Here is a 25,046-nt window from a genome sequence, read left to right as displayed (position 1 = left end):
CGGCGCGGGCCGACGCCGGTCCGCCGTCAGGCCTCCGCCGGCAGTCGCAACCGACGGGTACGTTCCGCGCGGTCGGCGTAGCCGGCCGGGTCCTCGGGATAGCCGACCTCGACCAGGGTCAGCCCGTGGGCCGGCGCCACGGTCACCTCGCTCGACCGCTCCCGCCGGGTCAACAGGCTCGCTGGCCACTCGACCGGTCGACGCCCGTCGCCGGCCACCAGCATCGCCCCGACCAGGCTGCGCACCATCGACTGGCAGAACGCGTCGGCCTGCACGGTGGCCACCAGGATCCCGTCCGGGTCCCGGCGCCACTCCAGCCGGGTGACCTCGCGCAGCGTCGTCGCGTGCTCCTTGCGCCGGCAGTACGCGGCGAAGTCGTGCTCGCCGACGAGTCCGGCCGCCGCGTGTGCCAGGGCGGCGAGTTCCAGCGGACGGGGCCAGGCCAGGATCTCGTGCCGACGCAGCGGCTCCACCCCGTACGGGGCATCGGTCACCCGGTATTCGTAGCGGCGGAAGGTCGCCGAGAACCGGGCGTCGAACTCGGCGGGCACCTCGGTGACCGTACGCACCCGTACGTCACCCGGCAGGAGCCCGGCGAGTCGGCGCAGCAGCGAGTCGGCGAGCGGCTTCCAGGCGACGTCCGCCAGGTCGACGTGGCACACCTGCCCGGTGGCGTGTACGCCGGCGTCGGTCCGGCCGGCGACGGTCAGCCCGGTCACCGCATCCGCGCCGAGCACCTTCGACAGCGTCTCGGTCAGAACACCGGCGACGGTACGGCGTCCGGGCTGGGCCGCCCAGCCGGAGAAGTCGGTGCCGTCGTAGGCGACGTCCAGCCGTACCCGGGTGTAGCCGTCCACTCCCGTACCTCCTCTGAAGCCGCCATCGGCGGAGCTGGCGCTGGCCGCGGCCGGGGCCGTGGTCGGGGCCGGAAGCGATGGGTGGGGGTGCGCCCCACCGCTGGCGGAAATGCACGGGCCCGGCACCCCCGAAGGGGTGCCGGGCCCGACGTTGCCTGTGGTCAGGACTTGGCTTCGTCGGCCTCGTCGCTGTCCTCGCGGGCAGCCGCCGTGTCGCCCGACACCGACTCCGGTGCCTCGGCGTCCTGGTCAGCCGGGCGGGTCTCGGTGGTCTCGTCCTCGGGGGCGAGCGCCTCGACCTTGTCCTGCTGAGCCGCCTTGCGGGCGGCCGACTTCTGCGGGGTGCCGGCCGTCGGGGCGGTGACGACCAGTTCCTCGACCAGCTCGATGATCGCCATGGGGGCGTTGTCGCCCTTACGCGGCCCGGTCTTCACGATCCGGGTGTAGCCACCGGGACGGTTCGCGTACCGGGGGGCGATCTGGTCGAACAGGGTGTAGACGACGTCCTTGTCCCGCACCGTGCCGAGCACCTTACGACGGCTGGCCAGGTCGCCGCGCTTCGCCTTGGTGATCAACTGCTCCGCCAGGGGCCGCAGCCGCTTGGCCTTGGTCTCGGTCGTCTTGATCTTGCCGTGCTGGAACAGCGCGGTGGCCAGGTTGGCCAGCATCAGCCGCTCGTGCGCGGGGCTGCCGCCGAGGCGGGGACCCTTGGTGGGCGTGGGCATGCTTGGTGCTCCTCAGTAGTGGGCAGCTGATCTCCAGCTAGCCGAAAATCAAAGCTGCTCGGTCTCGCGGTAGTCGTCGGTGTCGTAGTCGCCCTCGCCAAAGGTGTCCACGACGTGCGCCGGGTCGAAGTTGGGGGCAGAGTCCTTCAGCCCCAGGCCCATCCCGGCGAGCTTCATCTTGACCTCGTCGATCGACTTCTGACCGAAATTCCGGATGTCGAGGAGGTCTGCCTCGGTACGCCCGATGAGCTCACCAACAGAGTTGATGCCCTCGCGCTTGAGGCAGTTGTAGGAGCGGACGGTGAGGTCGAGCTCCTCGATCGGCAGTGCCAGGTCGGCAGCGAGCTGCGCGTCCTGCGGCGACGGGCCGATGTCGATGCCCTCCGCCGTCTCGTCCAGCTCCCGGGCCAGGCCGAAGAGCTCGACCAGGGTGGAACCGGCGGACGCCAGAGCGGTACGCGGGCCGATCGACGCCTTGGTCTCGACGTCGATGATCAGGCGGTCGAAGTCCGTCCGCTGCTCGACCCGGGTCGCCTCGACCCGGTAGGTCACCTTCAGCACCGGCGAGTAGATCGAGTCGACCGGAATCCGGCCGATCTCGGCGCCGGACTGCTTGTTCTGCGCGGCGGTGACGTAACCCCGGCCCCGCTCGACGGTCAGCTCCATGTCGAGCCGGCCCTTGCCGTTCAGGGTGGCGAGCTTGAGGTCACCGGTGTGCACCGACACCCCGGCCGGCGGCTGGATGTCCGCGGCGGTGACATCGCCGGGGCCCTGCTTGCGCAGGTACATGCTGACCGGCTCGTCGTGGTCGGAGCTGACGCAGAGCTCCTTGACGTTCATGACCAGCTCGACCACGTCCTCCTTGACACCGGGGATCGTGGTGAACTCGTGCAGCACGCCGTCAATCTTGATCGACGTCACGGCCGCGCCCGGGATGGACGACAGCAGCGTACGGCGCAGGCTGTTGCCCAGGGTGTAACCGAAGCCCGGCTCGAGCGGTTCGATCGTGAACCGGGACCGGGTCTCGCTGATCGACTCCTCCGAGAGGGTCGGCCGCTGGGTGATGAGCACTTCAGTTCTCCTTGTTTCGGGGCGCCCACCATTTGACGCCCGTCTTTACCGCCATGCCAGCGAACTGGCGACCACCCGGGACCGGACCCGGGACCGGCCGTACGGCGCACCACTGGCGTGCCGTACGGCCGACCCCGGACCGATCCGAGCGGTTCAGCCCTACTTGGAGTAGAGCTCGACGATCAGCTGTTCCTGGACCTGCGTGTCGATGACCTGCCGGGCCGGGAGCGAGTGCACCAGGATCTTCATCTGGCTGGGGATTGCCTCCAGCCAGGCCGGCACCGTGCGCGAGCCCGACTGGGCCTGCGCGACGACGAACGGGGTCATTTCCTTGGACTTGCCCCGGACCTCGATGATGTCGTGTTCCTTGATGCGGTACGACGGGATGTCGACCTTCTTGCCGTTCACGATGAAGTGACCGTGCTTGACCAGCTGGCGGGCCATGTCCCGGGACTGGGCGTAGCCAGCCCGGTAGACCACGTTGTCCAGCCGCGACTCGAGGATCTGCAGGAGGACCTCACCGGTCTTCGCCTGCTTGGCCACGGCCTCCTCGTAGTAACCGCGGAACTGCTTCTCCAGCACGCCGTAGACACGACGGGCCTTCTGCTTCTCACGAAGCTGGAGCAGGTACTCGGTCTCCTTGGTCCGACCCCGGCCGTGCTGTCCGGGCGGGAACGGCCGGGACTCGAACGGGCACTTCGGGCCATCGCACTTGCTGCCCTTGAGGAACAGCTTCATCTTCTCCCGCCGGCAACGGCGGCAGTCTGCACCGGTGTAACGAGCCATCTCTCTCTACCTCTCAGACCCGACGACGCTTCGGCGGACGGCACCCGTTGTGCGGCTGCGGGGTGACGTCGGAGATCTGCCCGACCTCCAGCCCGACGGCCTGCAGCGAACGGATAGCGGTCTCCCGGCCGGAGCCGGGGCCCTTGACGAACACGTCGACCTTGCGCATGCCGTGCTCCATCGCCCGACGGGCGGCCGCCTCGGCGGCCAGCTGCGCGGCGAACGGAGTCGACTTGCGGGAGCCCTTGAAGCCAACCTGGCCGGCGGAGGCCCAGGAGATGACCGCACCAGTCGGGTCCGTGATGGACACGATGGTGTTGTTGAAGGTGCTCTTGATGTGCGCCTGCCCGTGGGCGACGTTCTTGCGTTCCTTGCGCCGAACCTTCTTTACAGCGGCTCCGGCGCGAGCCTTCGGTGGCATAAGTCTGTGCGCTCCTAGTGTGGGATACCCGGCCGTGTCCTGAGGACGTGGCCGGAGCGGTTGTTACTTCCGGCCGGCCTTCTTCTTGCCTGCCACGGTCCGCTTCGGGCCCTTGCGGGTCCGGGCGTTGGTACGGGTCCGCTGACCACGTACGGGCAGGCCCCGGCGGTGCCGGATGCCCTCGTAGCAACCGATCTCGACCTTGCGGCGGATATCAGCGGCAACCTCGCGGCGCAGGTCACCCTCAACCTTGTAGTTCGCCTCGATGTGGTCGCGGAGCTGGACCAGCTCCTCGTCCGTGAGGTCCTTGGCGCGCTTGTCCGGAGAGATCCCGGTCGCGGCGAGCGTTTCGACGGCCCGGGTCCGACCGACCCCGAAAATGTAAGTGAGCGCGATCTCCATCCGCTTTTCGCGGGGGAGGTCGACGCCGGCTAGACGTGCCATGCGCGGGCGTACTCCTCGTGTTGTCTCGCGGAGGTCTCTGGCCCACCCCATCCCGCCTGCCCCGGCGGGCCCCGGCCTCCGACCGGGGGTGAGCCACGAGAACCGACGCATGACACGACGGCACGCTCGCGGCTGGGACGAGCTATTGCTGTGTTACTGGATCCTCTGGCGCTTGCGGATCGGCGACGAGGCTGCCCGGCACCGGCCTGTCTAGTGGCCGGCCGACCGGATCAGCCCTGGCGCTGCTTGTGGCGCGGGTCGCTGCAAATGATCATGACCCGGCCGTGCCGGCGGATCACCCGGCACTTGTTGCAGATCCGCTTGACGCTCGGCTTGACCTTCACGGGTTTGCCTTACTTCCCATAAGGCCCAGCGACGTACACACGCACGGCGCTGGACTTCGAGGACGGACACGGACGTTCCGGCCGTCGTCAGATGACTGAATCCGAACCCGGATTCACTTGTAGCGGTAGACGATGCGCCCGCGGGTCAGGTCGTACGGCGAAAGCTCGACGACAACCCGGTCCTCGGGCAGGATGCGGATGTAGTGCTGCCGCATCTTGCCGCTGATGTGAGCCAGCACCTTGTGGCCGTTCGCGAGCTCGACCCGAAACATGGCGTTCGGGAGCGGCTCAATGACCCGGCCCTCAATCTCGATGGCTCCGTCTTTTTTCGGCATGTCCTCCGCTGTCCTGACGTCGGTAACTCCGGACGGCTCACAACGCCTTACCCGGATGCCTGCCTCAATCAAGATCAGTCAACCGGACCAGCCGCGGCTCCGACTCCCACCGAAGCGCAGGGTGGGCATGCCGGAGTGGACGCTGTGCGCCGATCAGCCAGTGTACGCTCGCCCACGGATCGACGCCAAACCGAGGGGGCACCGGTGTGGCGGAACGGACGAACCAGCCGATACTAGTCGGCCTCTCCACCGAGTTGCCAGTCTCTGTGAGCGCTCGACGACTCCGGCACCAACCGCCTGTCCACCCCGTCCGTCGCCGCCGATCCGACCGCCCCGACCGCCCCGACCACCCCCGGCCCGGCCCGGCCGACGGTCGCCATAACGACGACCGAGACGTACGGCGTCCGGTTCTCAGGCAGCCAACGGCGGGTCTCCCCGGGACAACGACCGTCCGGGCCGGGAACCAGTGGGTCGGATGCCACCGACCGCCCGCCGCGACCAGTCCCGCCTGGTTCCGGTACCGCCGGTTCCAGTGGACCGCTGGACATGGCCGTACGGCTCCGCATACCTCTGCGCTGCGTACGTCGCCCGCAAACGTTCATCGTGCCCGTACCGGTCGAGCCAGCCCTCATCAACCGCGACCGGGAGTCGCTCGGCGGCCGCCTGGCGATCGGGGTCCGCCACCCGCACCTCGCCTTGTGTGCGGGCACGAGCAAGCCACAGTCACGCCACGATGGCGAGCGCCCGGGGGCGTTCAGCTCGAAGACGAGGCGGCCGGCTGGCGCGACGTGACCAGATCGCCGAGCCGGGCCCGGCCCCCGTCCATAGCGGTGAGGACCCACACGCCGTCCGGGAGCAGTGCCATCGAGTGCTCGACATGGGCCGCGACGGAGTTGTCCCGGGTGACCACGGTCCAGCCGTCGTCCAGTTCGGCCGTACGCGGCGACCCCAACGTGATCATCGGCTCGATCGCCAGCGCCATCCCCGGCACCAGGCGAGGCCCGCGCCCGGGCCGTCCGTGGTTGAGCACGTGCGGATCCTGGTGCATCTCGGTCCCGATGCCGTGCCCGCCGTAGCCGTCGACGATGCCGTACCGCCCGCCCTTGCGAACCGCGATCTCGACCGCGGCCGAGATGTCGGTCAGCCGGCCGCGTCCGTTCTTCGCACCGCGCGCCGCAGCGGCGATACCGGCCCACATCGCGTCCTCGGCCACCTCGGCCATCCGGAGCAGCTCGGGCTGGACCTCACCGACGCCGACCGTGATCGCCGCGTCCCCGTGCCAGCCGTCGAGGACGGCGCCGCAGTCGATGGAGATCAGGTCTCCCTCCCGCAGCACCTGGTCGGCGGCGGGGATCGCGTGTACGACCTGCTCGTTGACAGAGGAACAGATCGAGGCCGGAAATCCGTGGTAGCCCTTGAACGACGGGATCGCCCCGGCGTCCCGGATCACCGACTCGGCGATCGCGTCGAGGTCCGCGGTGGAGATCCCGGGAGCGACCGCCTCGCGCATGCGGGCCAACGCCGCCGCGACGACCAGTCCGGCCGACCGCATCTTGTCGATCTGCTCCGGAGTCTTCAGCTGGATATCCAGCTGGTGACGGCGCATGCCGGCTCTACCTTTCCCTCGCGGCCGTCGGGCTTACCCCGACACCCGCACTGTTCACCGATCGGGTGCGGCAACGTGGGCTGTCTGACGCCGCCGCACGGCGCTGGGTTGGGCCCCGCCGTGCCCCGCGGCGGGATCGAGCCTGACCGCCCAGAGCGGGGCACGGCGGGGGCCAACCCCACACTGAAAACCCTGAAATCAGAGCCTATCCGCCGTACGAGCGCAGCGCATCGATAGCTCGGACCGTCACGTCCTCGACCGGGCCGGTGGCGTCGATTCCCACCAGCTTGCCCTGGGCACCGTAGTAGTCGACAAGCGGCGCGGTCTTCTCCGCGTACTCACGCAGCCGCTCGGCGATCGTCTCGGCCTTGTCGTCGTCGCGCTGGAACAGCTCGGACCCGCACCGGTCGCAGATCCCCTGCTTGGTCGGCGCGTCGAACTCGATGTGCCAGATCTTGCCGCAGCCCCGACAGGTCCGCCGGCCGGAGAGCCGGCGGATCACCTCGTCATCGTCCACGACCAGTTCCATCACCAGGTCGAGCGCGGTTCCCAGGTCGGCCAGGAGCTTGTCCAGCGCGGCCGCCTGCGGCGTCGTACGTGGGAAGCCGTCGAGCAGGAATCCCTCGGCGGCGTCCGGTTCGGCAAGCCGACCCCGGACCATGTTGATCGTGACCTCGTCGGGCACCAACTTGCCGGCGTCCATGTACCGCTTGGCCTCGACCCCCAGCGGCGTGCCCTGGGTGACGTTGGCGCGGAAGATGTCCCCGGTCGAGATCTTGGGCACGGCCAGCTGGGCGGCGATGAACTCGGCCTGGGTCCCCTTGCCCGCCCCAGGGGGACCAACCAGAACGAGTCGCATCTAGCGCAGGAACCCTTCGTAGTTCCGCTGCATGAGTTGGCTCTCGATCTGCTTCACCGTCTCCAGACCCACACCAACCATGATCAGCACCGCAGTACCACCGAACGGGAAGTTCTGGTACTGCTGGTTGTCCAGCCAGATGAAGAAGAAGTTCGGCAGGATCGAGATCAGGCCCAGGTAGAAGGCGCCGGGAAGAGTGATCCGGCTGAGGATGAAGTCGAGGTAGTCAGCGGTCGGCTTGCCCGGGCGGATACCCGGCACGAACCCGCCGTACTTCTTCATGTTGTCCGCGACCTCGGTCGGGTTGAACGTGATCGAGACGTAGAAGTACGTGAAGAAGATGATCAGCAGGAAGTACGCGATGATGTGCGTCGGGCTGCTCGGGCTCACCAGGTTGTTCTGGATCCAAGCCTGTACGTCGCCCGGGTTGTTCTGGTCGAAGAACTGCAGTGCCAGCTGCGGCAGGTAGAGCAGCGACGAGGCGAAGATGACCGGGATCACACCGGCCTGGTTCACCTTGAGCGGGATGTAGGTCGAGGTACCGCCGTACATCCGCCGGCCGATCATCCGCTTCGCGTACTGCACCGGAATCCGGCGCTGCGCCTGCTCGATGAAGACCACCAGCGAGATGACCACCAGGACCAGCAGGATGACCAGGAAGAACATCCCCCAGCCCTTGGAGGTCTTGATCGACCAACCCTCGCCGGGCAGCCGCGCGGCGATCGAGGTGAAGATCAGGACCGACATGCCGTTGCCGACACCCCGGTCGGTGATCAGCTCACCGAGCCACATGACCACACCGGTACCGGCGGTCATCGTGATGACCAGCACGGTCAGGGTGAGCCACATCGGCAGCCCGGTGTTCTCCGGGACGATCGGGAAGTTGTCGCACTGGTTGTTGAAGAGCTGCCCGGAGCGGGCCAGCGCGACGAACGCGGAGGCCTGCAGCACGCCCAGGCCGAGCGTCAGGTAGCGCGTGTACTGGGTGATCTTCGCCTGACCGGACTGACCCTCCTTGCGGAGCTGCTCCAACCGCGGAATAACCACGGTGAGCAGCTGAAGGATGATCGAGGCGGTGATGTAGGGCATGATGCCCAGCGCGAAGACCGACAGCGACAGTAGCGCGCCGCCGGAGAAGAGGTTCAACAGCGACAGCACGCCGTCGGTCTGGATCGTGTCCAGACACTTCTGCACGTTGCCGAAGGAGACACCCGGGCTGGGAAGCGTCGCACCGAGTCGGTAGACGCCGATGATAGCTACTGTGAACAGCAGCTTCTTGCGCAGGTCAGGCGTACGAAACGCACTGAAAAAGGCGGAGAGCAACTTCATCCTCCTGCGCGAGGCGGGCCGCCGGTGGTCCGGCGCGGCTTAGGGTGGTCGTCGAGCGGTAGCCCGATACCAGTGCTGGGATCGGACTCTAACAGCCCGGCGACGATCCGGGCAGGTGTGCCCATGAACATACACCGGGTCCGATGTTAACGAGGGGCATGCCCCCGTAGTAGACCTTGGCGCCCGTCAGTTGCAGACAACTGACGGGCGCCATGGCCGCGTTCGTCCTACAGCTCGGTAACCGAGCCGCCAGCAGCCGCGATCTTCTCCTTGGCCGACGCACTGAACGCGTGTGCCGACACCTGGAGCGTCACGCCGCCGAGATCCCCGGCACCGAGCACCTTGACGGGCTGGCCCTTACGGACCGCACCTGCCTCGACGAGCTCGGCCGGACCGATCTGACCGCCCTTGGGGAACAACTCCGCGAGCCGGTCCAGGTTGACCACCTGGAACTCCACCCGGAAGTGGTTCTTGAAGCCCTTCAGCTTCGGCAGGCGCATGTGGATGGGCATCTGCCCACCCTCGAACGCCGCCGAGATGTTCTTACGGGCCTTGGAGCCCTTGGTGCCCCGACCGGCGGTCTTGCCCTTGGAGCCTTCACCACGACCCACGCGGGTCTTGGCGGTCTTGGCACCGGGCGCCGGGCGCAGGTGATGGACCTTGATCGTCATTACTCGACCTCCTCGACCTTCACGAGGTGGCTCACGGTGAAGATCATGCCCCGAATCTCGGGGCGGTCCTCCTTGACCACCACGTCATTGATCCGCTTGAGACCGAGCGACCGCAGGGACTCCCGCTGGTTGTGCTTGGTCCCGATGTCGGATCGGAGCTGGGTGACCTTGAGCCGTGCCATCAGCGGGTCACCCCCGCCCGCGCCGCCAGCATGGCGGCCGGCGCGACGTCCTCCACCGGCAGGCCACGACGCTTGGCAACCGCCTCGGGCGACTCCAGCCCCTTCAGGGCCGCGACGGTGGCGTGCACGATGTTGATCGGGTTCGACGATCCGAGGCTCTTGGAGAGCACGTCGTGGATACCGGCGCACTCCAGCACGGCACGGACCGGCCCACCGGCGATCACACCGGTACCGGCGCTCGCCGGCTTGAGCAGGACCACGCCAGCGGCGTCCTCACCCTGCACCGGGTGCGGAATCGACGCGGCGATCCGCGGCACCTTGAAGAAGTGCTTCTTGGCCTCCTCGACGCCCTTGGCGATCGCCGCGGGCACCTCCTTGGCCTTTCCGTAGCCCACACCGACGGTGCCGTCGCCGTCGCCCACGATCACCAGGGCGGTGAAGCTGAAGCGACGACCACCCTTCACGACCTTGGCCACACGGTTGATCGCGACGACCCGCTCGATGTGCGGCGTCTTCTCGACGGGCGCGTTTCCGCGGCCGCCCTCACGGCGGTTGTCGCGGCGACCACCCTCGTTGCCACCGGACCCGCCGCCACGGCGCTGTTGACCTGGCATCAGCAGCCTTCCTTATCTCTCGTGACGGGGTTACTAACTTGCGATCCTCGTCCGACGCGCATCAGACGCCCGTCAGAACTCGAGTCCGGCTTCGCGGGCGGCGTCGGCGAGCGCGGCGATCCGCCCCGCGTACCGGTTGCCACCGCGGTCGAAGACGACCTTGGAGATGCCGGCGGCCTTCGCCCGCTCGGCCAGCAGTGCGCCGACCTTGCCGGCCAGGGCGCTCTTGTCGCCCTCGCCACCGCGGAGCGACGTGTCCAGGCTGGAAGCCGACGCCAGGGTGTGACCCTTGGTGTCGTCGACCACCTGGGCCGTGATGTGCCGGAGCGAACGGGTGACGACCAGCCGCGGACGGTCGGAGGTGCCGCTGACGTTCTTGCGGACCCGGAAGTGTCGCCGCGCCCGCCCGACGGCGCGCTTGGCGGCAACGCCGCGACGGCGCTTGAGCAGCGTGGCGCTCACTTCTTACCTGCCTTTCCAGCCTTACGGCGGATGACCTCGCCCTGGTACTTCACGCCCTTGCCCTTGTAGGGCTCCGGCGGCCGGATCTTCCGGATCTTGGCGGCGACCTCACCAACCAACTGCTTGTCGATGCCGGCCACGTGGAACAGCGTGGGCCGCTCGACCGTGAAGGTGATGCCCGCCGGGGCGGGAACCAGCACCGGGTGGGAGAACCCGAGCGCGAACTCCAGGTCGCTGCCCTTGGCGGTGACCCGGTAACCCGTACCGGCGATCTCCAGCGTCTTACGGTAGCCCTCGGTCACCCCGACGATCATGTTGGCCACCAGCGTGCGGCTCAGACCGTGCAGCTCCTTGGCGCGACGCTCGTCGTTCGGACGGGTCACCTCCAGCTGACCGTCCTCGGCCCGCTCCGCCTTGATCGGCTCAGCGAGGGTGTGCGAGAGCTCGCCCTTGGGGCCCTTGACCTTGACGGTCGGCCCGGTGATCGTGACGTCGACTCCGGCGGGCACCGGGATCAACTTACGTCCAATACGCGACATTTCTACCTGTCTCCCGTTACCAGACGAAGGCGAGGACTTCCCCGCCAACGCTCCGCTTGCGGGCCTGCCGGTCGGTGAGCAGGCCCTGGGACGTCGAAATGATCGCCACGCCCAGCCCACCGAGCACCCGGGGAAGCTCGTCCGACTTGGCGTACACCCGGAGACCGGGCTTGGAGACGCGCTTGATGCCCGCCAGGCTCCGCTCGCGGCTCTGGCCGTACTTCAGCTCGACGACCAGCCGCTTGCCGACGACACCCTCTTCGGGCTCCTCGACCGACCAGGTGGCGATGTAACCCTCGGTCTTGAGGACCTCGGCGATGTTCGCCTTGATCTTCGAGTAGGGCATCGTCACCCGGTCGTGATACGCCTGGTTGGCGTTACGCAGACGCGTGAGCATGTCTGCGATCGGGTCAGTCATAGTCATTGGTTTTCGTCAGCCTTTCTCACCGCGGTTCCCGGGGCACACGGCCCGGGGCCTACGGCGTTGCGATCCTCGCCCCGACCAACGGTCAGGACGCTGCTGGGCCTTTACCAGGATGCCTTGGAGACACCGGGCAGCTCACCGCGGTGGGCCATCTCCCGGATGCACACGCGGCAGAGCCCGAACTTGCGGTAGACCGCCTTCGGGCGACCGCACCGCTGGCAGCGGGTGTAGGCGCGAACCGAGAACTTCGGCTTCGCGGCCGCTTTGATGATAAGCGCCTTCTTCGCCATCTCAGTTCTCCTTGCTCGGGTCTTCACGGAACGGGAAGCCCAGGTGCTTCAGCAGCGCCCGGCCCTCGTCGTCCTTCGTGGCCGTGGTGACCACCGTGATGTCCATACCCCGCTGCCGATCGATCCGGTCCTGGTCGATCTCGTGGAACACCGACTGCTCGGTCAGACCGAAGGTGTAGTTGCCGTGGCCGTCGAGCTTGCGCCCGTCGAGACCCCGGAAGTCACGGATACGCGGCAGCGCGATGGAGAGCAGCCGGTCCAGGAACTCCCACATCCGGTCACCCCGGAGGGTCACCTTCGCGCCGATCGGCATCCCCTCACGGAGCTTGAACTGCGCGATCGACTTGGTCGCCCGCCGCACCTGCGGCTTCTGGCCGGTGATGGTGGCCAGGTCGCGAACCGCACCGTCGATCAGCTTGGCGTCGCGAGCAGCCTCGCCGACACCCATGTTGACGACGATCTTGACCAGACCCGGCACCTGCATCGGGTTCTGGTAGCCGAACTGCTCGCGCAGCGCGGCCGCGATCTCGTTGCGGTACCGCTCCTTGAGACGCGGCATGGTCTTGGCTTCGGTAGCCGTGCTCATCACAGGTCCTTACCGGTGCTACGCGCGATGCGGACCTTCTGGCCACTGTCGTCGATCCGGTAACCGACCCGGGTCGGGTTGCCGTCGGAGTCCAGGATCTGCACGTTCGACACGTGGATCGCGGCCTCCTGAGTGACGATGCCACCGGTCTTGGCGCCACGCTGAGTGGTGCTGATGCGGGTGTGCTTCTTGACCCGGTTCACGCCCTCGACCAGGACCTTGTCCTGCCGCGGGTAGGCCGCGATGACCTTACCCTTGGCACCCTTGTCCTTGCCGGCGATGACGACGACCGTGTCACCCTTCTTGATTTTCACGGTCACAACACCTCCGGCGCGAGGGAAATGATCTTCATGAACCGCTTGTCCCGCAGCTCCCGACCCACCGGGCCGAAGATGCGGGTACCACGCGGGTCGCCACCGTCCTTGATGATGACGGCGGCGTTCTCGTCGAAGCGGATGTACGAGCCGTCCGGACGCCGCCTCTCCTTGGCGGTGCGGACGACGACCGCCTTGACGACGTCGCCCTTCTTCACACCGGCCCCCGGAATGGCGTCCTTGACCGTGGCCACGATGACGTCGCCGATACTCGCGTAGCGCCGACCGGAGCCACCGAGAACCCGGATGCACAGGATCTCCCGGGCACCCGTGTTGTCGGCGACGCGCAGTCGCGACTCCTGCTGAATCACGTCTATCTCCTATGTCTGCCGGTTCTCAGACGGCTGTATGTCTCCGGCCCGTACCTACCAGCTGGAAACTCATGCCGTCTGAGCCTGGCGGAACCCTGAGCTTGCTGTCCGGTCCGCTTCCGCAGCCCGGCCGGCTCTACTTGGCCTTTTCGAGGATCTCCACGACCCGCCACCGCTTGGTGGCGGAGAGCGGACGGGTCTCCATCAGCAGCACGCGGTCGCCGATGCCGCACGCGTTCTGCTCGTCGTGCACCTTCAGCTTGCGCGTACGGCGCAGAACCTTGCCGTACAGCGCGTGCTTGACCCGGTCCTCAACCTCGACCACGACGGTCTTGTCCATCTTGTCGCTGACCACGAGGCCCTCGCGCACCTTGCGCTGGGCCCGTGGGGCGGTGGTGGTCCCCTCCGGGGCGGTCGACTCGCTCATGATGCAGTCACCTCAGTCGGCGCGGCGGAGAGACCCAGCTCGCGCTCACGCATGATCGTGTAGATCCGGGCGATCTCCCGACGGATGACCTGCAGCCGGCGATTGTTGTCCAGCTGGCCGGTCGCGGCCTGCACGCGGAGGTTGAACAGCTCCGCCTTGGCCTCGCGCAGCTTCGTGACCAGCTCCTCCTCGGAGAGCTCACGCAGCTCGCCGGCCTTAACGCCCGCGGCCATCAGCTTTCACCCACTTCGCGTGTCACAATTCGGCACTTCATCGGGAGCTTGTGGATCGCGCGACGCATAGCCTCTCGCGCGGTCTGCTCGTTGGGGAAGGACATCTCGAAGAGCACCCGTCCCGGCTTAACGTTGGCGACCCACCACTCGGGCGAGCCCTTACCGGAACCCATCCGGGTTTCAGCGGGCTTCTTGGTCAGGGCCTGGTCCGGGAAGACCGTGATCCAGACCTTGCCGCCACGCTTGATGTGTCGGGTCATCGCGATACGCGCTGACTCGATCTGCCGGTTGGTGACGTACGCGGGCTCCAGCGCCTGGATTCCGAACTCGCCGAACACCACCCGGTTGCCGCCCTTCGACGCGCCATGGCGGTCGGGGTGGTGCGGCTTGCGGAAGCCCTTCGGGGGCTTGCGCGGCATCAGCATCTGTCAGCCCTCCTGCGCTGAGCTGTCCGATCCGGCCGGAGCCGGAGTGGCCGGCGCGGCGCTAGCCGGCGCGGCCTGGTCGTTCGTGGCCTCGGCCGGGGTGCCGGCGAACTCCGCCGCCGCCGCACGCCCAGCCTCGGTGCCGCCGGCGGTGGTACCGGACGAGCCGGACCGCCCACGACGCGGCCGCTCGGGCCGGTCACCACGGTCGCGACGCGGACGGGCCGGACCGGTCTCGGCCGGAGCTTCCCGACCGGGTACGGCGTCGCCCTTGTAGATCCACACCTTCACGCCGATCCGGCCGAAGGTGGTCCGCGCCTCGAAGAAGCCGTACTCGATGTTGGCCCGCAGCGTGTGCAGCGGCACCCGGCCCTCGCGGTAGAACTCCGTGCGGCTCATCTCCGCGCCGCCGAGGCGACCGGAGACCTGCACCCGGATTCCCTTGACGATCGAGTTCTTCATCGCCGACTGCATCGCCTTGCGCATCGCCCGACGGAAGCTGACCCGGCTGGACAGCTGCTCGGCCACACCCTGTGCGACCAGCTGCGCGTCCGACTCGGGGTTCTTCACCTCGAGGATGTTCAGCTGCACCTGCTTGCCGGTGAGCTTCTCCAGCTCCCCGCGGATCCGGTCGGCCTCCGCACCCTTACGGCCGATCACGATGCCCGGCCGCGCGGTGTGGATGTCGACCCGGACCCGGTCCCGGGTGCGCTCGATGTCGACCTTGGAGATACCAGCCCGCTCCAAGCCCTTGGACATCATCCGGCGGATCTTGACATCCTCGCCGATGTAGTCCTTGTAGAGCTTGTCCGCGAACCAGCGGGACTTCCAATCGGTCGAGATGCCAAGCCGGAACCCAATCGGGTGAACCTTCTGACCCATTACTCGGCACCTTCCGTCTTGCTCTGCGTGTCGGCAGCCTCGGCCTCGGTGGCCGGCGTGGCCTTGGCCGGTGCGGCCTTCTTCGCCGCGCCCCGCTTCGGCGTGGCTGGCGCGACCGCCTCGACCACGATGGTGATGTGGCTGGTCCGCTTGCGGATCCGGTACGCCCGGCCCTGCGCCCGCGGCCGGAACCGCTTCATCGTCGGGCCCTCGTCGACATACGCCTCGCTCACGAGCAGCGCGTCGGGGTCCAGCCGCTCGTTGTTCTCGGCGTTGGCGATCGCACTCGCGAGCACCTTGTAGACCTGCTCGCTCGCAGCCTGCGGCGCGAACTGGAGCACCGTGAGCGCCTCCTTCGCGGGCAGGCCGCGGACGAGGTTGACCACCCGGCGAGCCTTCGTCGCCGAGATGCCCACGTGCCGCGCAACCGCCCGCGCGCCCGGAAGCACCGGAGCGTCGCCCTTAACTGGCATCGCTGAAACCCCTTGATCCTTTATCCGTGGCCCGGCTCAGCGCCGGCGACTCTTCCGGTCGTCCTTCTCGTGACCCTTGAACGTGCGGGTCAGCGCAAACTCGCCGAGCTTGTGCCCGACCATCGCCTCGGTGACGAACACCGGAACGTGCTTGCGCCCGTCGTGCACGGCGATCGTGTGCCCGAGCATGTCCGGGATGATCATCGAACGCCGGGACCACGTCTTGATGACGTTCTTCGAGCCCTTCTCGTTCTGCGTCTCCACCTTCTTGAGCAGGTGGTCGTCGACGAACGGGCCCTTCTTCAAGCTGCGAGGCATGTCTACCTAACTCCCTTAGCCGCGCTTGCGGGTCGCGTAGCGGCGGCGGACGATCAGCCGGTCGCTCGGCTGGCCCTTACGACGGGTGCGGCCCTCGGGCTTACCCTGCGGGTTGACCGGGTGGCGGCCACCGGAGGTCTTACCCTCACCACCACCGTGCGGGTGGTCCACCGGGTTCATCGCGACACCACGGACGGTCGGGCGCTTGCCCTTCCACCGCATACGGCCGGCCTTGCCCCAGTTGATGTTTGACTGATCGGCGTTGCCGATCTCGCCAACCGTCGCCCGGCAGCGCACGTCCACCCGCCGGATTTCACCGGAGGGCATACGCAGCGTGGCGTAGGCACCCTCACGACCCAGCAGCTGGATGCCGACGCCGGCCGAACGGGCCAGCTTGGCTCCGCCGCCCGGACGCAGCTCCACACCGTGGATGGTGGTACCCACCGGGATGTTGCGCAGCGGCAGGTTGTTGCCCGGCTTGATGTCGGCGGTCGGGCCCGACTCCACCGCGTCGCCCTGCTTCAGGTCCTTCGGCGCGATGATGTAGCGCTTCTCGCCGTCGGCGTAGTGCAGCAGCGCGATACGCGCGGTGCGGTTGGGGTCGTATTCGATGTGCGCGACCTTGGCCGGCACACCGTCCTTGTCCACCCGCTTGAAGTCGATCAGCCGGTACTGCCGCTTGTGCCCACCGCCGTGGTGCCGGGTGGTGATCCGGCCGTGGGCGTTACGCCCACCCTTCTTCGGCAGCGGAGCCAGCAGCGACTTCTCGGGAGTCGACCTGGTGATCTCGGCGAAGTCGGCGACGCTGGAGCCACGTCGGCCAGGCGTCGTCGGCTTGTATTTACGGATTGCCATTGTCTACACCCCTCAGCTGACCGGGCCGCCGAAGGCCTCGATGCGGTCGCCGTCAGCCAGCTTCACCATCGCGCGCTTCGTGGCCTTGCGCTGGCCGAACCCGTTACGGGTCCGCTTGCGCTTGCCCTCGCGGTTGAGCGTGTTGACCGTCAGGACGCGCACGTCGAAGATCTGCTGGATAGCAATCTTGATCGCGGTCTTGTTCGCGTCCGGGTGCACCAGGAAGGTGTACCAGTTACGGTTCAGCTCGCTGTAGCTCTTCTCGGAGACGACCGGCGCGACGATGATGTCCCGCGGGTCGGCGATCGTGCTCACTTCTCGTCGCCCTCACTTCCGGACTCGTCCGCGGCCTGTGCCCCCGGAACGCCCAGGAACTCGTCCAGCGCATCCCGGGTGAAGATCACGTCGTCGGCCACCAGCACGTCGTACGTGTTGAGCTGGCCGGACTCGATCAGGTGTACTCGCGGCTCGTTGCGCAGCGAGACCCAGTTCAGCTCGTCGGTGCGGCTCAGCACGACCAGCACCCGCTTGGCCTCGGTCAGCTTGGTCAGCGTGGCCAGGGCCGCCTTGGTCGACGGCTTCTCGCCACCGACGAACGACTCCACCACGTGTACCTGACCAGCGCGGGCCCGGTCCGACAGGGCGCCACGCAGAGCAGCGGCCTTCATCTTCTTCGGGGTCCGCTGGCTGTAGTCACGCGGCACCGGGCCGTGGACAACGCCACCGCCGGCGAACTGCGGCGCGCGGATCGAGCCCTGACGGGCGCGACCGGTGCCCTTCTGCTTGTACGGCTTCTTGCCGCCACCGGCGACCTCACCGCGGGTCTTCACCTTGTGCGTGCCCTGGCGCGCGGCGGCCAGCTGGGCCACCACGACCTGGTGCATCAGCGAGAGGTTCGCCTGCACGTCGAAGATGCTGTCGGGCAGCTCAACCGAGCCGCTCGTGCCACCCTCGACGGTGCGCACGTCAACGGAGGTCACTTCGCCACACCGCCCTTCTTCGCCTGCACCTTGGCTGCGGTGCGAACCAGCACCAGCGCACCCTTGGGGCCCGGGATGGCGCCACGGACGAGCAGCAGGTTCTGCTCGACGTCGACCGCCTGGACGACCAGGTTCTGCGAGGTGAACCGACGCGCACCCATGCGACCGGCCATCCGTACGCCCTTGAAGACGCGACCGGGGGTCGCGCAGGCGCCGATGGAACCGGGCGAGCGGTGCTTGCGCTCGACACCGTGGCCCGAGCCCAGGCCGTGGAAGCCGTGACGCTTCATGACACCGGCGAAGCCCTTGCCCTTGGTCCGGCCGGTCACGTCGATCATTCCGCCCTTGGCGAACGCGTCGACGGTGACCTCCTGGCCGAGCTCGTACTCCGACGCGTCGGAGGTGCGCAGCTCGACGATGTGCCGCCGGGGGGCCACACCGGACTTCGCGAAGTGTCCGGCACGCGGCTTCTTGACCTTGCGCGGGTCAACTACGCCGTACGCCAACTGGACCGCGGAGTACCCGTCCTTGTCGGTGGTACGGACCTGGCTCACGACGCACGGGCCGGCCTGCACCACGGTCACCGGGACAACGCGGTTGTTGTCCCAGACCTGGGTCATGCCGAGCTTGGCGCCCAGGATGCCCTTAACTTGCCTGTCCATTAGTCCGGTCCCTACAGCTTGATCTCGATGTCGACGCCAGCCGGCAGGTCGAGGCGCATGAGCGAGTCGACCGTCTTCGGGGTCGGGTCGATGATGTCGATCAGACGCTTGTGCGTGCGCATCTCGAAGTGCTCGCGCGAGTCCTTGTACTTGTGCGGCGAACGGATCACGCAGAAACGGTTGATCTCCGTGGGCAGCGGCACCGGGCCCGCGACCTGCGCCCCGGTGCGCGTCACCGTCTCCACGATCTTCCGCGCCGAGGAGTCGACGACCTCGTGGTCATAGGCCTTGAGCCGGATGCGGATCTTCTGTCCCGCCATGGTGGCTTCTGTTCCTTCTCTCGATGCCGCTGTCTTGCGGGTGCTCACCACCTGGTAGAGCCCCACTTCGCCGACCCCCGCGGTCGGGCGTGTCGCGCTCCGGGATCAGACTCCGCCCAGCATTACCCGGGGCAATCTGACCTTCGCGGGTCGGTCGAGGCGCCGGTCATGAAAAACATGACCCAGACGCCGTGCGAGGGTGGTTGACCACGTGTGGCGGTCAACCACCCTGCGCGCGACTTATCGTCAGCACTTACCCGGGAGTCCCGGGCGCACGCCGACAAACGGTCGGTACGCAACCTGACCAGTATGCCGTACTACCGCACGGCAACGCTAATCGGGGTTACCTTTTTACTTTACGATCTTCGTGACGAACCCGGCGCCGACCGTCCGGCCACCCTCCCGGATCGCGAACTTGAGGTTGTCCTCCATCGCGATGGGCTGGATCAGCTTGACGGACATCGTCGTGTTGTCGCCCGGCATGACCATCTCGGTGCCCTCGGGCAGCGTGACGACGCCGGTAACGTCCGTGGTCCGGAAGTAGAACTGCGGACGGTAGTTCTGGAAGAACGGGGTGTGCCGTCCACCCTCCTCCTTGGAGAGGATGTAGACGGTCGCCTCGAACTCGGTGTGCGGGGTGTTCGAGCCCGGCTTCACCACGACCATGCCACGCTCGACCTCGTCGCGCTTGGTACCGCGCAGCAGGAGGCCGACGTTCTCGCCTGCGCGAGCGTCCTCCAGGGTCTTGCGGAACATCTCGATCGCGGTGACCTTGGTCTTGAAGCTCTTCTCCTTGATACCGACGAGCTCGACATCCTCGTTCGGCAGGAGCACGCCACGCTCGACCCGACCGGTGACGACGGTGCCACGACCGGTGATCGTGAACACGTCCTCGACCGGCATCAGGAACGGCTTGTCGGTCTCACGGGCCGGCTGCGGGATCGAGGTGTCGACCGCGGCCATGAGCTCCATGAGCCGGTCGGTCCACTCCGGGTCGCCCTCGAGCGCCTTCAGCGCCGAGACGCGGACGACCGGCAGGTCGTCGCCCGGGTACTCCTGGCCCGAGAGCAGCTCACGAACCTCGAGCTCGACGAGCTCCAGGAGCTCCTCGTCATCGACCATGTCGCTCTTGTTGAGCGCCACGACGATGTACGGCACGCCAACCTGGCGGGCCAGCAGCACGTGCTCGCGGGTCTGCGGCATCGGGCCGTCGGTCGCCGCGACCACCAGGATCGCGCCGTCCATCTGCGCGGCACCGGTGATCATGTTCTTGATGTAGTCGGCGTGACCGGGGCAGTCAACGTGCGCGTAGTGCCGCGCCTCGGTCTGGTACTCGACGTGTGCGATCGAGATCGTGATGCCGCGGGCCTTCTCCTCCGGCGCCTTGTCGATCTCGTCGAACGGCGTGTACGGGTTGAGGTCGGGCATCTTGTCGTGCAGGACCTTGGTGATGGCCGCCGTCAGCGTCGTCTTACCGTGGTCGATGTGACCAATGGTGCCGATGTTGACGTGCGGCTTAGTCCGCTCGAACTTCGCCTTCGCCACTGGTGTCCTCCTGTGGACTTCTTGGTTCGTACGCCCGGCACGCCATTCGGCGTTCAGGACTCTGTCGACAGCCTTACCGGCCCATTTCGGCCGGGAAGTACTTGGGTCTTGCGGCGGTGAAACCTTCAGGCCCGGTCTCTTGCAGCCCGGCCCGTGCAGGCCGCGGCGAGATTACCCGCCTATGGCCTTAGCGGTATCACCGGCCCGGCTACGGACGAGTGACGCGTGTCGCGCTACTCACCCGTCGCCTTCGCGATGATCTCCTTCGCGACGCTCTGCGGAACCTCGGCGTAGGAGTCGAACTGCATGCTGTAGCTAGCCCGGCCCTGGGTCTTCGACCGCAGGTCGCCGACATAGCCGAACATCTCCGACAGCGGCACCAGGGCGCGGACGATGCGAGCACCGCTCCGCTCCTCCATGGCCTGGATGATGCCGCGGCGGGAGTTGATGTCGCCGATGACGTCACCCATGTTTTCCTCAGGGGTGGTGACCTCGACGGCCATCATCGGCTCGAGCAGTGCCGGGTCGGCCTTGCGGGCCGCTTCCTTGAGCACCATCGAACCGGCGATCTTGAACGCCATTTCAGACGAGTCGACCTCGTGGTACTGACCGTCGAGCAGCGTCAGCTTCAGGCCGACCAGCGGGTAACCGGCCAGGGTGCCGTACTGCATGGCGTCCTGGGCTCCGGCGTCCACCGACGGGATGAACTCCCGCGGGATACGACCACCGCTGACCGCGTTCACGAACTCGTACGTCGGCTGGTCGTTGCCGAGCGGCAGCGGCTCGAGGCTGACGATGACCCGGGCGTACTGACCCGAACCACCGGTCTGCTTCTTGTGCGTGTGCTCGACCTTGTCCACCTTGCGGCGGATCGTCTCGCGGTACGCCACCTGCGGCTTGCCGATGTTCGCCTCGACGTTGAACTCGCGGCGCATCCGGTCGACCAGGATGTCCAGGTGCAGCTCGCCCATGCCGGAGATGACCGTCTGGCCGGTCTCCTCGTCGAGCTTGACCCGGAACGTCGGGTCCTCCTCGGCCAGCCGCTGGATCGCGGTGCCGAGCTTCTCCTGGTCGGACTTGGTCTTCGGCTCGATCGCCACGTTGATGACCGGCTCCGGGAACGTCATCGATTCCAGGATGACCGGGTTCGCCGGGTCGGAGAGCGTGTCACCGGTGGTGGTCTGCTTCAGACCCTGGACCGCGATGATGTCGCCAGCCTGGGCGGTAGGACGCTCTTCCCGCTTGTTGGCGTGCATCTGGTAGATCTTGCCGATCCGCTCCTTGCGGTCCTTGGTGGAGTTGACCACCTGGGAACCGGATTCGAGCGTGCCGGAGTAGACCCGTACGTAGGTCAGCTTGCCGAGGTGCTTGTCGGTCTGGATCTTGAAGGCCAGGCCAGCGAACGGCTCGTCGTTGCTGGGCTTGCGCAGCAGCACGGTCTCGCCGTCGAGCGCGGTGCCCTCGACCGCCGGGATGTCCAGCGGCGACGGGAGGAAGTCGACCACGGCGTCGAGCATCGGCTGGACGCCCTTGTTCTTGAACGCCGAACCGCAGAGCACCGGGTTCGCCTTGCCGGCGATCGTGGCACGCCGGATGGCGGCCTTGATCTCGTCGGCGGCGATCTCCTCGCCCTCGAGGTACTTCTCCATCACCGAGTCGTCGACGTCGGCCAGGGTCTCGAGCAGCTTGTCGCGCCACTCGGCGGCGGAAGCGGCGAGGTCGGCCGGGATCTCCTCGATCGCGTAGTCCTCGCCCTTCTGGGTCTCGCCACGCCAGGTCAGCGCGCGCATCCCGATCAGGTCGACGACACCGATGTGGTCACCTTCGAGCCCGATCGGGATCTGCAGCACCAGCGGGGTGGCGTTCAGCCGCTCGATCATCATCTGCACGCAGCGGAAGAAGTCAGCGCCGGTCCGGTCGAGCTTGTTGACGAAGCACATCCGGGGGACGTTGTACTTGTCCGCCTGGCGCCAGACGTTCTCGGTCTGCGGCTCCACGCCGGCGACCCCGTCGTACACCGCGACCGCACCGTCCAGCACCCGCAGCGACCGCTCGACCTCGACCGTGAAGTCGACGTGGCCGGGCGTGTCGATGATCTGGATCGTGTGGCCCTTCCACTCACACTTGGTGGCGGCGGAGGTGATGGTGATCCCCCGCTCCTGCTCCTGCTCCATCCAGTCCATGACGGCGGCGCCCTCGTGGACCTCACCGATCTTGTACGTGATGCCGGTGTAGAACAGGATCCGCTCGGTGGTCGTGGTCTTACCAGCATCGATGTGCGCCATGATGCCGATGTTGCGTACCTTGGCGAGCGCGTCTGCGGCGGCCACTTCAATCCCTACTTATCGTCGTCTCGACAACCTGGTCGTGCCGCCGCCCTGCGGCGGCGGCACGAGGCGTGTTACCAGCGGTAGTGCGCGAAGGCCTTGTTCGACTCGGCCATCTTGTGCGTGTCCTCGCGCCGCTTGACGGCGGCACCGAGGCCGTTGCTCGCGTCGAGCAGCTCGTTCATCAGGCGCTCGATCATGGTCTTCTCACGACGCGCCTTGGAGTACGTCACGAGCCAGCGCAGTCCGAGGGTGGTCGCCCGGGCCGGGCGAACCTCGACCGGCACCTGGTAGGTGGCGCCACCGACCCGGCGGCTGCGCACCTCCAGCGTCGGCTTCACGTTGTCCATCGCCCGCTTGAGGGTGACGACCGGGTCGGTGCCCGACTTCTCCCGGCAGCCCTCAAGGGCGCCGTAGACGATGCGCTCGGCGAGCTGACGCTTGCCACGGAGCAGGATCTTGTTCACCAGCTGGGTGACCAGCGGCGAGTTGTACACCGGGTCGGCGACCAACGGCCGGCGCGGAGCGGGTCCCTTACGCGGCATGTCAGCTCTTCTCCTTCTTCGCGCCGTAACGGCTGCGCGCCTGCTTGCGGTTACGAACGCCCTGGGTGTCGAGCGAGCCGCGGACGATCTTGTAGCGCACGCCGGGGAGGTCCTTCACCCGGCCACCGCGAACGAGCACGATCGAGTGCTCCTGCAGGTTGTGCCCCACGCCCGGGATGTACGCGGTCACCTCGATCTGGCTGCTCAGCTTCACACGAGCGACCTTGCGCAGCGCCGAGTTCGGCTTCTTCGGGGTGGTCGTGTAAACACGCGTGCACACGCCGCGCCGCTGCGGGCTGCCCTTCAGCGCGGGCGTCTTGGTCTTCGTCGTCTTAGCCTGGCGGCCCTTTCGGACCAACTGCTGAATGGTGGGCACCGGGTTTTCCGCTCCCTCCGACCGCCTGCCTGGCGGTCGCGCCTTGGTCGTAGTCGCCCGGGTGGGTGACTCTCCTACATTCCAACCGAACCCGTCCGCGGATGGCTCCGGTACCCGCGGTCGGGCGTGTCGCCCTTCCACGGTCCCGTCGCGCGCTCTCGCCCGCAGCGGGTTTCCCGGCCAGCGGACGTCGCCCGCCGACCTTTTCGACTGTGTCGTGATGCCGCTCGTTAGCCGGGAACCGACTCGGGAGCACGCACGAGTTGCCCGGGCGAGCCCGGGCACGAGGGGAAGGGTACCTATCAGAAGCACCCAGGTCAAAACGGGGTTCGGTGCAAAAGCCACGCCGTGGCCTTGCTCACTCCGTCCGACCCGCGCGCCTATAACAGGCACCGCTGTCGTCAAGTGTACCGGCCCCTGCCGGAAACGCCCGGCCGGCCCCCGGTCAGCCGTGCCGGAGGCCTCAGCTCAGCTGAAGGATCACGGCCAACCCGAACGCCAGCACGGTCACCGCCAACCCGGCGACACCGCACCAGACGCCGGCCGACGCGAGTCCCGCACCGGCGAATCGGACCGCCGGTGGCGGAGCGTTACGCCGGGTCTGCCGCCGGCCAACCACGCCCAGCACGATCGCGGCGGCGCCGAGCAGGGTCCCGAGTACCCCGAACGCGCCCGCGGCCCACGCTCCCCAGCCGCCGCTCGCACCAAGCAAGCCGAAACAGAGCACCACCAGGGCGACCATGATCGAGCCGATGCCGGCCACCAGGGCACCGACCGCCAGGCCAGAGATGATCGGCGGCACATCCAGGTAGGCGAGCCCGAACGGCGTGCCGGGGACGGCGTCGACCCGGCGCGGCGGGCGCCATGTCTCGCGGGGCGGCATCGGCACCGGTCCGCCGACGCCGGTCGGCCCCGGTCCGGTCGCCATCGTCGGGTACGTGGCGGGCTGACCGCCCGCCCCGAGGGGTGGCCGCGCCTCATCCGTCACCGACGTCCCCCTCCGAGAGCCCTGCTCGCGCAACGCCGACCGGATCGGCTCCGGCCCCTACGAGTCCCCATACTCTAGGCAGTCCGCGCACTAGTCGATGGTGGGGGCGAAGTCCTGCCCCGGCGTACCCGCCAGGTTCAGCAGGCCGATCACGAGCAGCACCACGGTCGTCGCCGCCGCCAGCACGATGCCGATCCAGGCGAGCCGTTCGCCGCGACGCAGCAGGTCCCCGCCGGTGAGATAACCGGCGGAGGCGTACGCCTCCCGGCGGGCCTGGCGGAGCAGCAGCAACGCGACCGTGGCCGGCACGATGCCGCCGAGCAGGATCCCGGTCAACGCGGCCACCAACCCCAGGGCGTAGACCGTACGGGCCTTGGTCGAAGGTACCGGGTCCGGATCGAGCGGATGCCGCAGCACCGGTCCGGGCACGGTCGACGGCGTCATCTCCACCTCGCCACCC

The 25,046-nt window shown here is 67.7% G+C and carries 39 protein-coding genes; all 39 read right to left on the bottom strand.

Going from position 1 to position 25,046, the window contains the following annotated elements; genetic code table 11:
- Window positions 1–26: 26 nt before the first annotated feature.
- Window positions 27–857 (bottom strand): tRNA pseudouridine(38-40) synthase TruA, encoded by an 831-nt coding sequence (gene truA, locus BDK92_RS22125; protein ID WP_121158427.1) that lies wholly within the window; start codon window positions 855–857, stop codon window positions 27–29.
- A gap of 161 nt (window positions 858–1,018) precedes the next feature.
- A complete protein-coding gene (gene rplQ / locus BDK92_RS22120) occupies window positions 1,019–1,582 on the bottom strand; it encodes a 50S ribosomal protein L17 (RefSeq protein WP_121158426.1) in 564 nt (187 codons plus the stop codon).
- 48 nt (window positions 1,583–1,630) lie between these two features.
- Complete coding sequence (locus tag BDK92_RS22115) at window positions 1,631–2,653, bottom strand: DNA-directed RNA polymerase subunit alpha (RefSeq protein ID WP_121158425.1); 1,023 nt, start codon at window positions 2,651–2,653, stop codon at window positions 1,631–1,633.
- A 159-nt stretch (window positions 2,654–2,812) separates the two neighbouring features.
- Complete coding sequence (rpsD, locus tag BDK92_RS22110; RefSeq protein WP_121158424.1) at window positions 2,813–3,439, bottom strand: 30S ribosomal protein S4; 627 nt, start codon at window positions 3,437–3,439, stop codon at window positions 2,813–2,815.
- 13 nt (window positions 3,440–3,452) lie between these two features.
- Window positions 3,453–3,860 carry a 30S ribosomal protein S11 gene (gene rpsK, locus BDK92_RS22105; RefSeq protein ID WP_007073011.1) on the bottom strand — a complete coding sequence of 136 codons (408 nt, stop codon included), beginning with the start codon at window positions 3,858–3,860 and terminating at the stop codon, window positions 3,453–3,455.
- Window positions 3,861–3,923: 63 nt separating this feature from the next.
- Window positions 3,924–4,304, bottom strand: coding sequence for a 30S ribosomal protein S13 (rpsM, locus tag BDK92_RS22100; protein ID WP_121158423.1), 381 nt, complete (start codon window positions 4,302–4,304; stop codon window positions 3,924–3,926).
- A 230-nt stretch (window positions 4,305–4,534) separates the two neighbouring features.
- Window positions 4,535–4,648 carry a 50S ribosomal protein L36 gene (rpmJ, locus tag BDK92_RS22095; protein ID WP_088982067.1) on the bottom strand — a complete coding sequence of 38 codons (114 nt, stop codon included), beginning with the start codon at window positions 4,646–4,648 and terminating at the stop codon, window positions 4,535–4,537.
- A gap of 113 nt (window positions 4,649–4,761) precedes the next feature.
- Window positions 4,762–4,983, bottom strand: a complete 222-nt coding sequence (gene infA, locus BDK92_RS22090) for a translation initiation factor IF-1 (RefSeq protein WP_007073013.1) — start codon at window positions 4,981–4,983, stop codon at window positions 4,762–4,764.
- A 411-nt stretch (window positions 4,984–5,394) separates the two neighbouring features.
- On the bottom strand, window positions 5,395–5,667 hold the full coding sequence (locus BDK92_RS22085) for a DUF1707 domain-containing protein (RefSeq protein WP_246017183.1): 273 nt from the start codon (window positions 5,665–5,667) through the stop codon (window positions 5,395–5,397).
- A gap of 70 nt (window positions 5,668–5,737) precedes the next feature.
- Complete coding sequence (gene map, locus BDK92_RS22080) at window positions 5,738–6,589, bottom strand: type I methionyl aminopeptidase (protein ID WP_121158421.1); 852 nt, start codon at window positions 6,587–6,589, stop codon at window positions 5,738–5,740.
- Between the two features lie 205 nt (window positions 6,590–6,794).
- Window positions 6,795–7,448, bottom strand: coding sequence for an adenylate kinase (locus tag BDK92_RS22075; protein ID WP_121158420.1), 654 nt, complete (start codon window positions 7,446–7,448; stop codon window positions 6,795–6,797).
- Window positions 7,449–8,771, bottom strand: a complete 1,323-nt coding sequence (gene secY / locus BDK92_RS22070) for a preprotein translocase subunit SecY (RefSeq protein ID WP_121162475.1) — start codon at window positions 8,769–8,771, stop codon at window positions 7,449–7,451.
- A gap of 233 nt (window positions 8,772–9,004) precedes the next feature.
- On the bottom strand, window positions 9,005–9,448 hold the full coding sequence (gene rplO / locus BDK92_RS22065) for a 50S ribosomal protein L15 (protein WP_121158419.1): 444 nt from the start codon (window positions 9,446–9,448) through the stop codon (window positions 9,005–9,007).
- Window positions 9,448–9,630, bottom strand: coding sequence for a 50S ribosomal protein L30 (rpmD, locus tag BDK92_RS22060; RefSeq protein WP_121158418.1), 183 nt, complete (start codon window positions 9,628–9,630; stop codon window positions 9,448–9,450). The genes rplO and rpmD overlap by 1 nt, the downstream gene beginning before the upstream one ends.
- Window positions 9,630–10,244: a 30S ribosomal protein S5 gene (rpsE, locus tag BDK92_RS22055; RefSeq protein WP_121158417.1), complete on the bottom strand. Its 615-nt coding sequence runs from the start codon at window positions 10,242–10,244 to the stop codon at window positions 9,630–9,632. Before rpsE ends, rpmD begins: the two co-directional genes overlap by 1 nt.
- A gap of 72 nt (window positions 10,245–10,316) precedes the next feature.
- Window positions 10,317–10,706 carry a 50S ribosomal protein L18 gene (gene rplR, locus BDK92_RS22050; protein ID WP_121158416.1) on the bottom strand — a complete coding sequence of 130 codons (390 nt, stop codon included), beginning with the start codon at window positions 10,704–10,706 and terminating at the stop codon, window positions 10,317–10,319.
- Window positions 10,703–11,245 carry a 50S ribosomal protein L6 gene (gene rplF / locus BDK92_RS22045; RefSeq protein ID WP_121158415.1) on the bottom strand — a complete coding sequence of 181 codons (543 nt, stop codon included), beginning with the start codon at window positions 11,243–11,245 and terminating at the stop codon, window positions 10,703–10,705. Before rplF ends, rplR begins: the two co-directional genes overlap by 4 nt.
- Window positions 11,246–11,261: 16 nt before the next feature.
- On the bottom strand, window positions 11,262–11,669 hold the full coding sequence (gene rpsH, locus BDK92_RS22040; RefSeq protein WP_121158414.1) for a 30S ribosomal protein S8: 408 nt from the start codon (window positions 11,667–11,669) through the stop codon (window positions 11,262–11,264).
- Window positions 11,670–11,773: 104 nt separating this feature from the next.
- The gene (locus BDK92_RS22035; protein ID WP_007465272.1) at window positions 11,774–11,959 is read right to left on the bottom strand and encodes a type Z 30S ribosomal protein S14; all 186 of its coding nucleotides are present in this window, start codon (window positions 11,957–11,959) and stop codon (window positions 11,774–11,776) included.
- A 1-nt stretch (window position 11,960) separates the two neighbouring features.
- Complete coding sequence (rplE, locus tag BDK92_RS22030) at window positions 11,961–12,545, bottom strand: 50S ribosomal protein L5 (protein WP_121158413.1); 585 nt, start codon at window positions 12,543–12,545, stop codon at window positions 11,961–11,963.
- Window positions 12,545–12,865: a 50S ribosomal protein L24 gene (gene rplX, locus BDK92_RS22025; RefSeq protein ID WP_211349329.1), complete on the bottom strand. Its 321-nt coding sequence runs from the start codon at window positions 12,863–12,865 to the stop codon at window positions 12,545–12,547. Before rplX ends, rplE begins: the two co-directional genes overlap by 1 nt.
- Entirely contained in the window at window positions 12,862–13,230 is a 369-nt protein-coding gene (gene rplN / locus BDK92_RS22020) for a 50S ribosomal protein L14 (protein ID WP_007465279.1), read from the bottom strand. The genes rplX and rplN overlap by 4 nt, the downstream gene beginning before the upstream one ends.
- A 136-nt stretch (window positions 13,231–13,366) precedes the next feature.
- Window positions 13,367–13,657 (bottom strand): 30S ribosomal protein S17, encoded by a 291-nt coding sequence (gene rpsQ, locus BDK92_RS22015; protein ID WP_121158412.1) that lies wholly within the window; start codon window positions 13,655–13,657, stop codon window positions 13,367–13,369.
- Window positions 13,654–13,890, bottom strand: a complete 237-nt coding sequence (gene rpmC / locus BDK92_RS22010; protein ID WP_121158411.1) for a 50S ribosomal protein L29 — start codon at window positions 13,888–13,890, stop codon at window positions 13,654–13,656. The genes rpsQ and rpmC overlap by 4 nt, the downstream gene beginning before the upstream one ends.
- Complete coding sequence (rplP, locus tag BDK92_RS22005) at window positions 13,890–14,315, bottom strand: 50S ribosomal protein L16 (protein WP_121158410.1); 426 nt, start codon at window positions 14,313–14,315, stop codon at window positions 13,890–13,892. Before rplP ends, rpmC begins: the two co-directional genes overlap by 1 nt.
- A gap of 3 nt (window positions 14,316–14,318) precedes the next feature.
- The gene (rpsC, locus tag BDK92_RS22000) at window positions 14,319–15,197 is read right to left on the bottom strand and encodes a 30S ribosomal protein S3 (protein WP_121158409.1); all 879 of its coding nucleotides are present in this window, start codon (window positions 15,195–15,197) and stop codon (window positions 14,319–14,321) included.
- A complete protein-coding gene (gene rplV / locus BDK92_RS21995; protein WP_121158408.1) occupies window positions 15,197–15,670 on the bottom strand; it encodes a 50S ribosomal protein L22 in 474 nt (157 codons plus the stop codon). Before rplV ends, rpsC begins: the two co-directional genes overlap by 1 nt.
- A 36-nt stretch (window positions 15,671–15,706) precedes the next feature.
- Window positions 15,707–15,988, bottom strand: a complete 282-nt coding sequence (gene rpsS / locus BDK92_RS21990; protein WP_121158407.1) for a 30S ribosomal protein S19 — start codon at window positions 15,986–15,988, stop codon at window positions 15,707–15,709.
- 15 nt (window positions 15,989–16,003) lie between these two features.
- Window positions 16,004–16,843: a 50S ribosomal protein L2 gene (gene rplB, locus BDK92_RS21985; protein ID WP_121158406.1), complete on the bottom strand. Its 840-nt coding sequence runs from the start codon at window positions 16,841–16,843 to the stop codon at window positions 16,004–16,006.
- A gap of 12 nt (window positions 16,844–16,855) precedes the next feature.
- Window positions 16,856–17,158, bottom strand: a complete 303-nt coding sequence (rplW, locus tag BDK92_RS21980) for a 50S ribosomal protein L23 (RefSeq protein WP_121158405.1) — start codon at window positions 17,156–17,158, stop codon at window positions 16,856–16,858.
- Entirely contained in the window at window positions 17,155–17,823 is a 669-nt protein-coding gene (rplD, locus tag BDK92_RS21975) for a 50S ribosomal protein L4 (protein WP_121158404.1), read from the bottom strand. Before rplD ends, rplW begins: the two co-directional genes overlap by 4 nt.
- Window positions 17,820–18,485 (bottom strand): 50S ribosomal protein L3, encoded by a 666-nt coding sequence (gene rplC / locus BDK92_RS21970; protein WP_121158403.1) that lies wholly within the window; start codon window positions 18,483–18,485, stop codon window positions 17,820–17,822. Before rplC ends, rplD begins: the two co-directional genes overlap by 4 nt.
- Before the next feature lie 11 nt (window positions 18,486–18,496).
- Window positions 18,497–18,805 (bottom strand): 30S ribosomal protein S10, encoded by a 309-nt coding sequence (rpsJ, locus tag BDK92_RS21965; RefSeq protein ID WP_007073037.1) that lies wholly within the window; start codon window positions 18,803–18,805, stop codon window positions 18,497–18,499.
- A gap of 351 nt (window positions 18,806–19,156) precedes the next feature.
- Window positions 19,157–20,350 carry an elongation factor Tu gene (gene tuf, locus BDK92_RS21960; protein WP_121158402.1) on the bottom strand — a complete coding sequence of 398 codons (1,194 nt, stop codon included), beginning with the start codon at window positions 20,348–20,350 and terminating at the stop codon, window positions 19,157–19,159.
- A gap of 233 nt (window positions 20,351–20,583) precedes the next feature.
- A complete protein-coding gene (gene fusA / locus BDK92_RS21955) occupies window positions 20,584–22,680 on the bottom strand; it encodes an elongation factor G (RefSeq protein WP_121158401.1) in 2,097 nt (698 codons plus the stop codon).
- 71 nt (window positions 22,681–22,751) lie between these two features.
- Window positions 22,752–23,222 (bottom strand): 30S ribosomal protein S7, encoded by a 471-nt coding sequence (gene rpsG / locus BDK92_RS21950; RefSeq protein WP_121158400.1) that lies wholly within the window; start codon window positions 23,220–23,222, stop codon window positions 22,752–22,754.
- 1 nt (window position 23,223) lies between these two features.
- On the bottom strand, window positions 23,224–23,598 hold the full coding sequence (rpsL, locus tag BDK92_RS21945) for a 30S ribosomal protein S12 (RefSeq protein ID WP_007465318.1): 375 nt from the start codon (window positions 23,596–23,598) through the stop codon (window positions 23,224–23,226).
- Between the two features lie 463 nt (window positions 23,599–24,061).
- The gene (locus BDK92_RS21940) at window positions 24,062–24,586 is read right to left on the bottom strand and encodes a DUF4190 domain-containing protein (protein WP_246017182.1); all 525 of its coding nucleotides are present in this window, start codon (window positions 24,584–24,586) and stop codon (window positions 24,062–24,064) included.
- Window positions 24,587–24,676: 90 nt separating this feature from the next.
- The gene (locus tag BDK92_RS21935) at window positions 24,677–25,030 is read right to left on the bottom strand and encodes a hypothetical protein (RefSeq protein ID WP_121162472.1); all 354 of its coding nucleotides are present in this window, start codon (window positions 25,028–25,030) and stop codon (window positions 24,677–24,679) included.
- Window positions 25,031–25,046 lie beyond the last annotated feature (16 nt).

It is taken from the genome of Micromonospora pisi (assembly GCF_003633685.1).
Lineage (GTDB): Bacteria > Actinomycetota > Actinomycetes > Mycobacteriales > Micromonosporaceae > Micromonospora_G > Micromonospora_G pisi.
The sequence above is the reverse complement of the archived record's forward strand: the minus strand, read 5'-3'. Positions and strand labels throughout refer to the sequence as shown.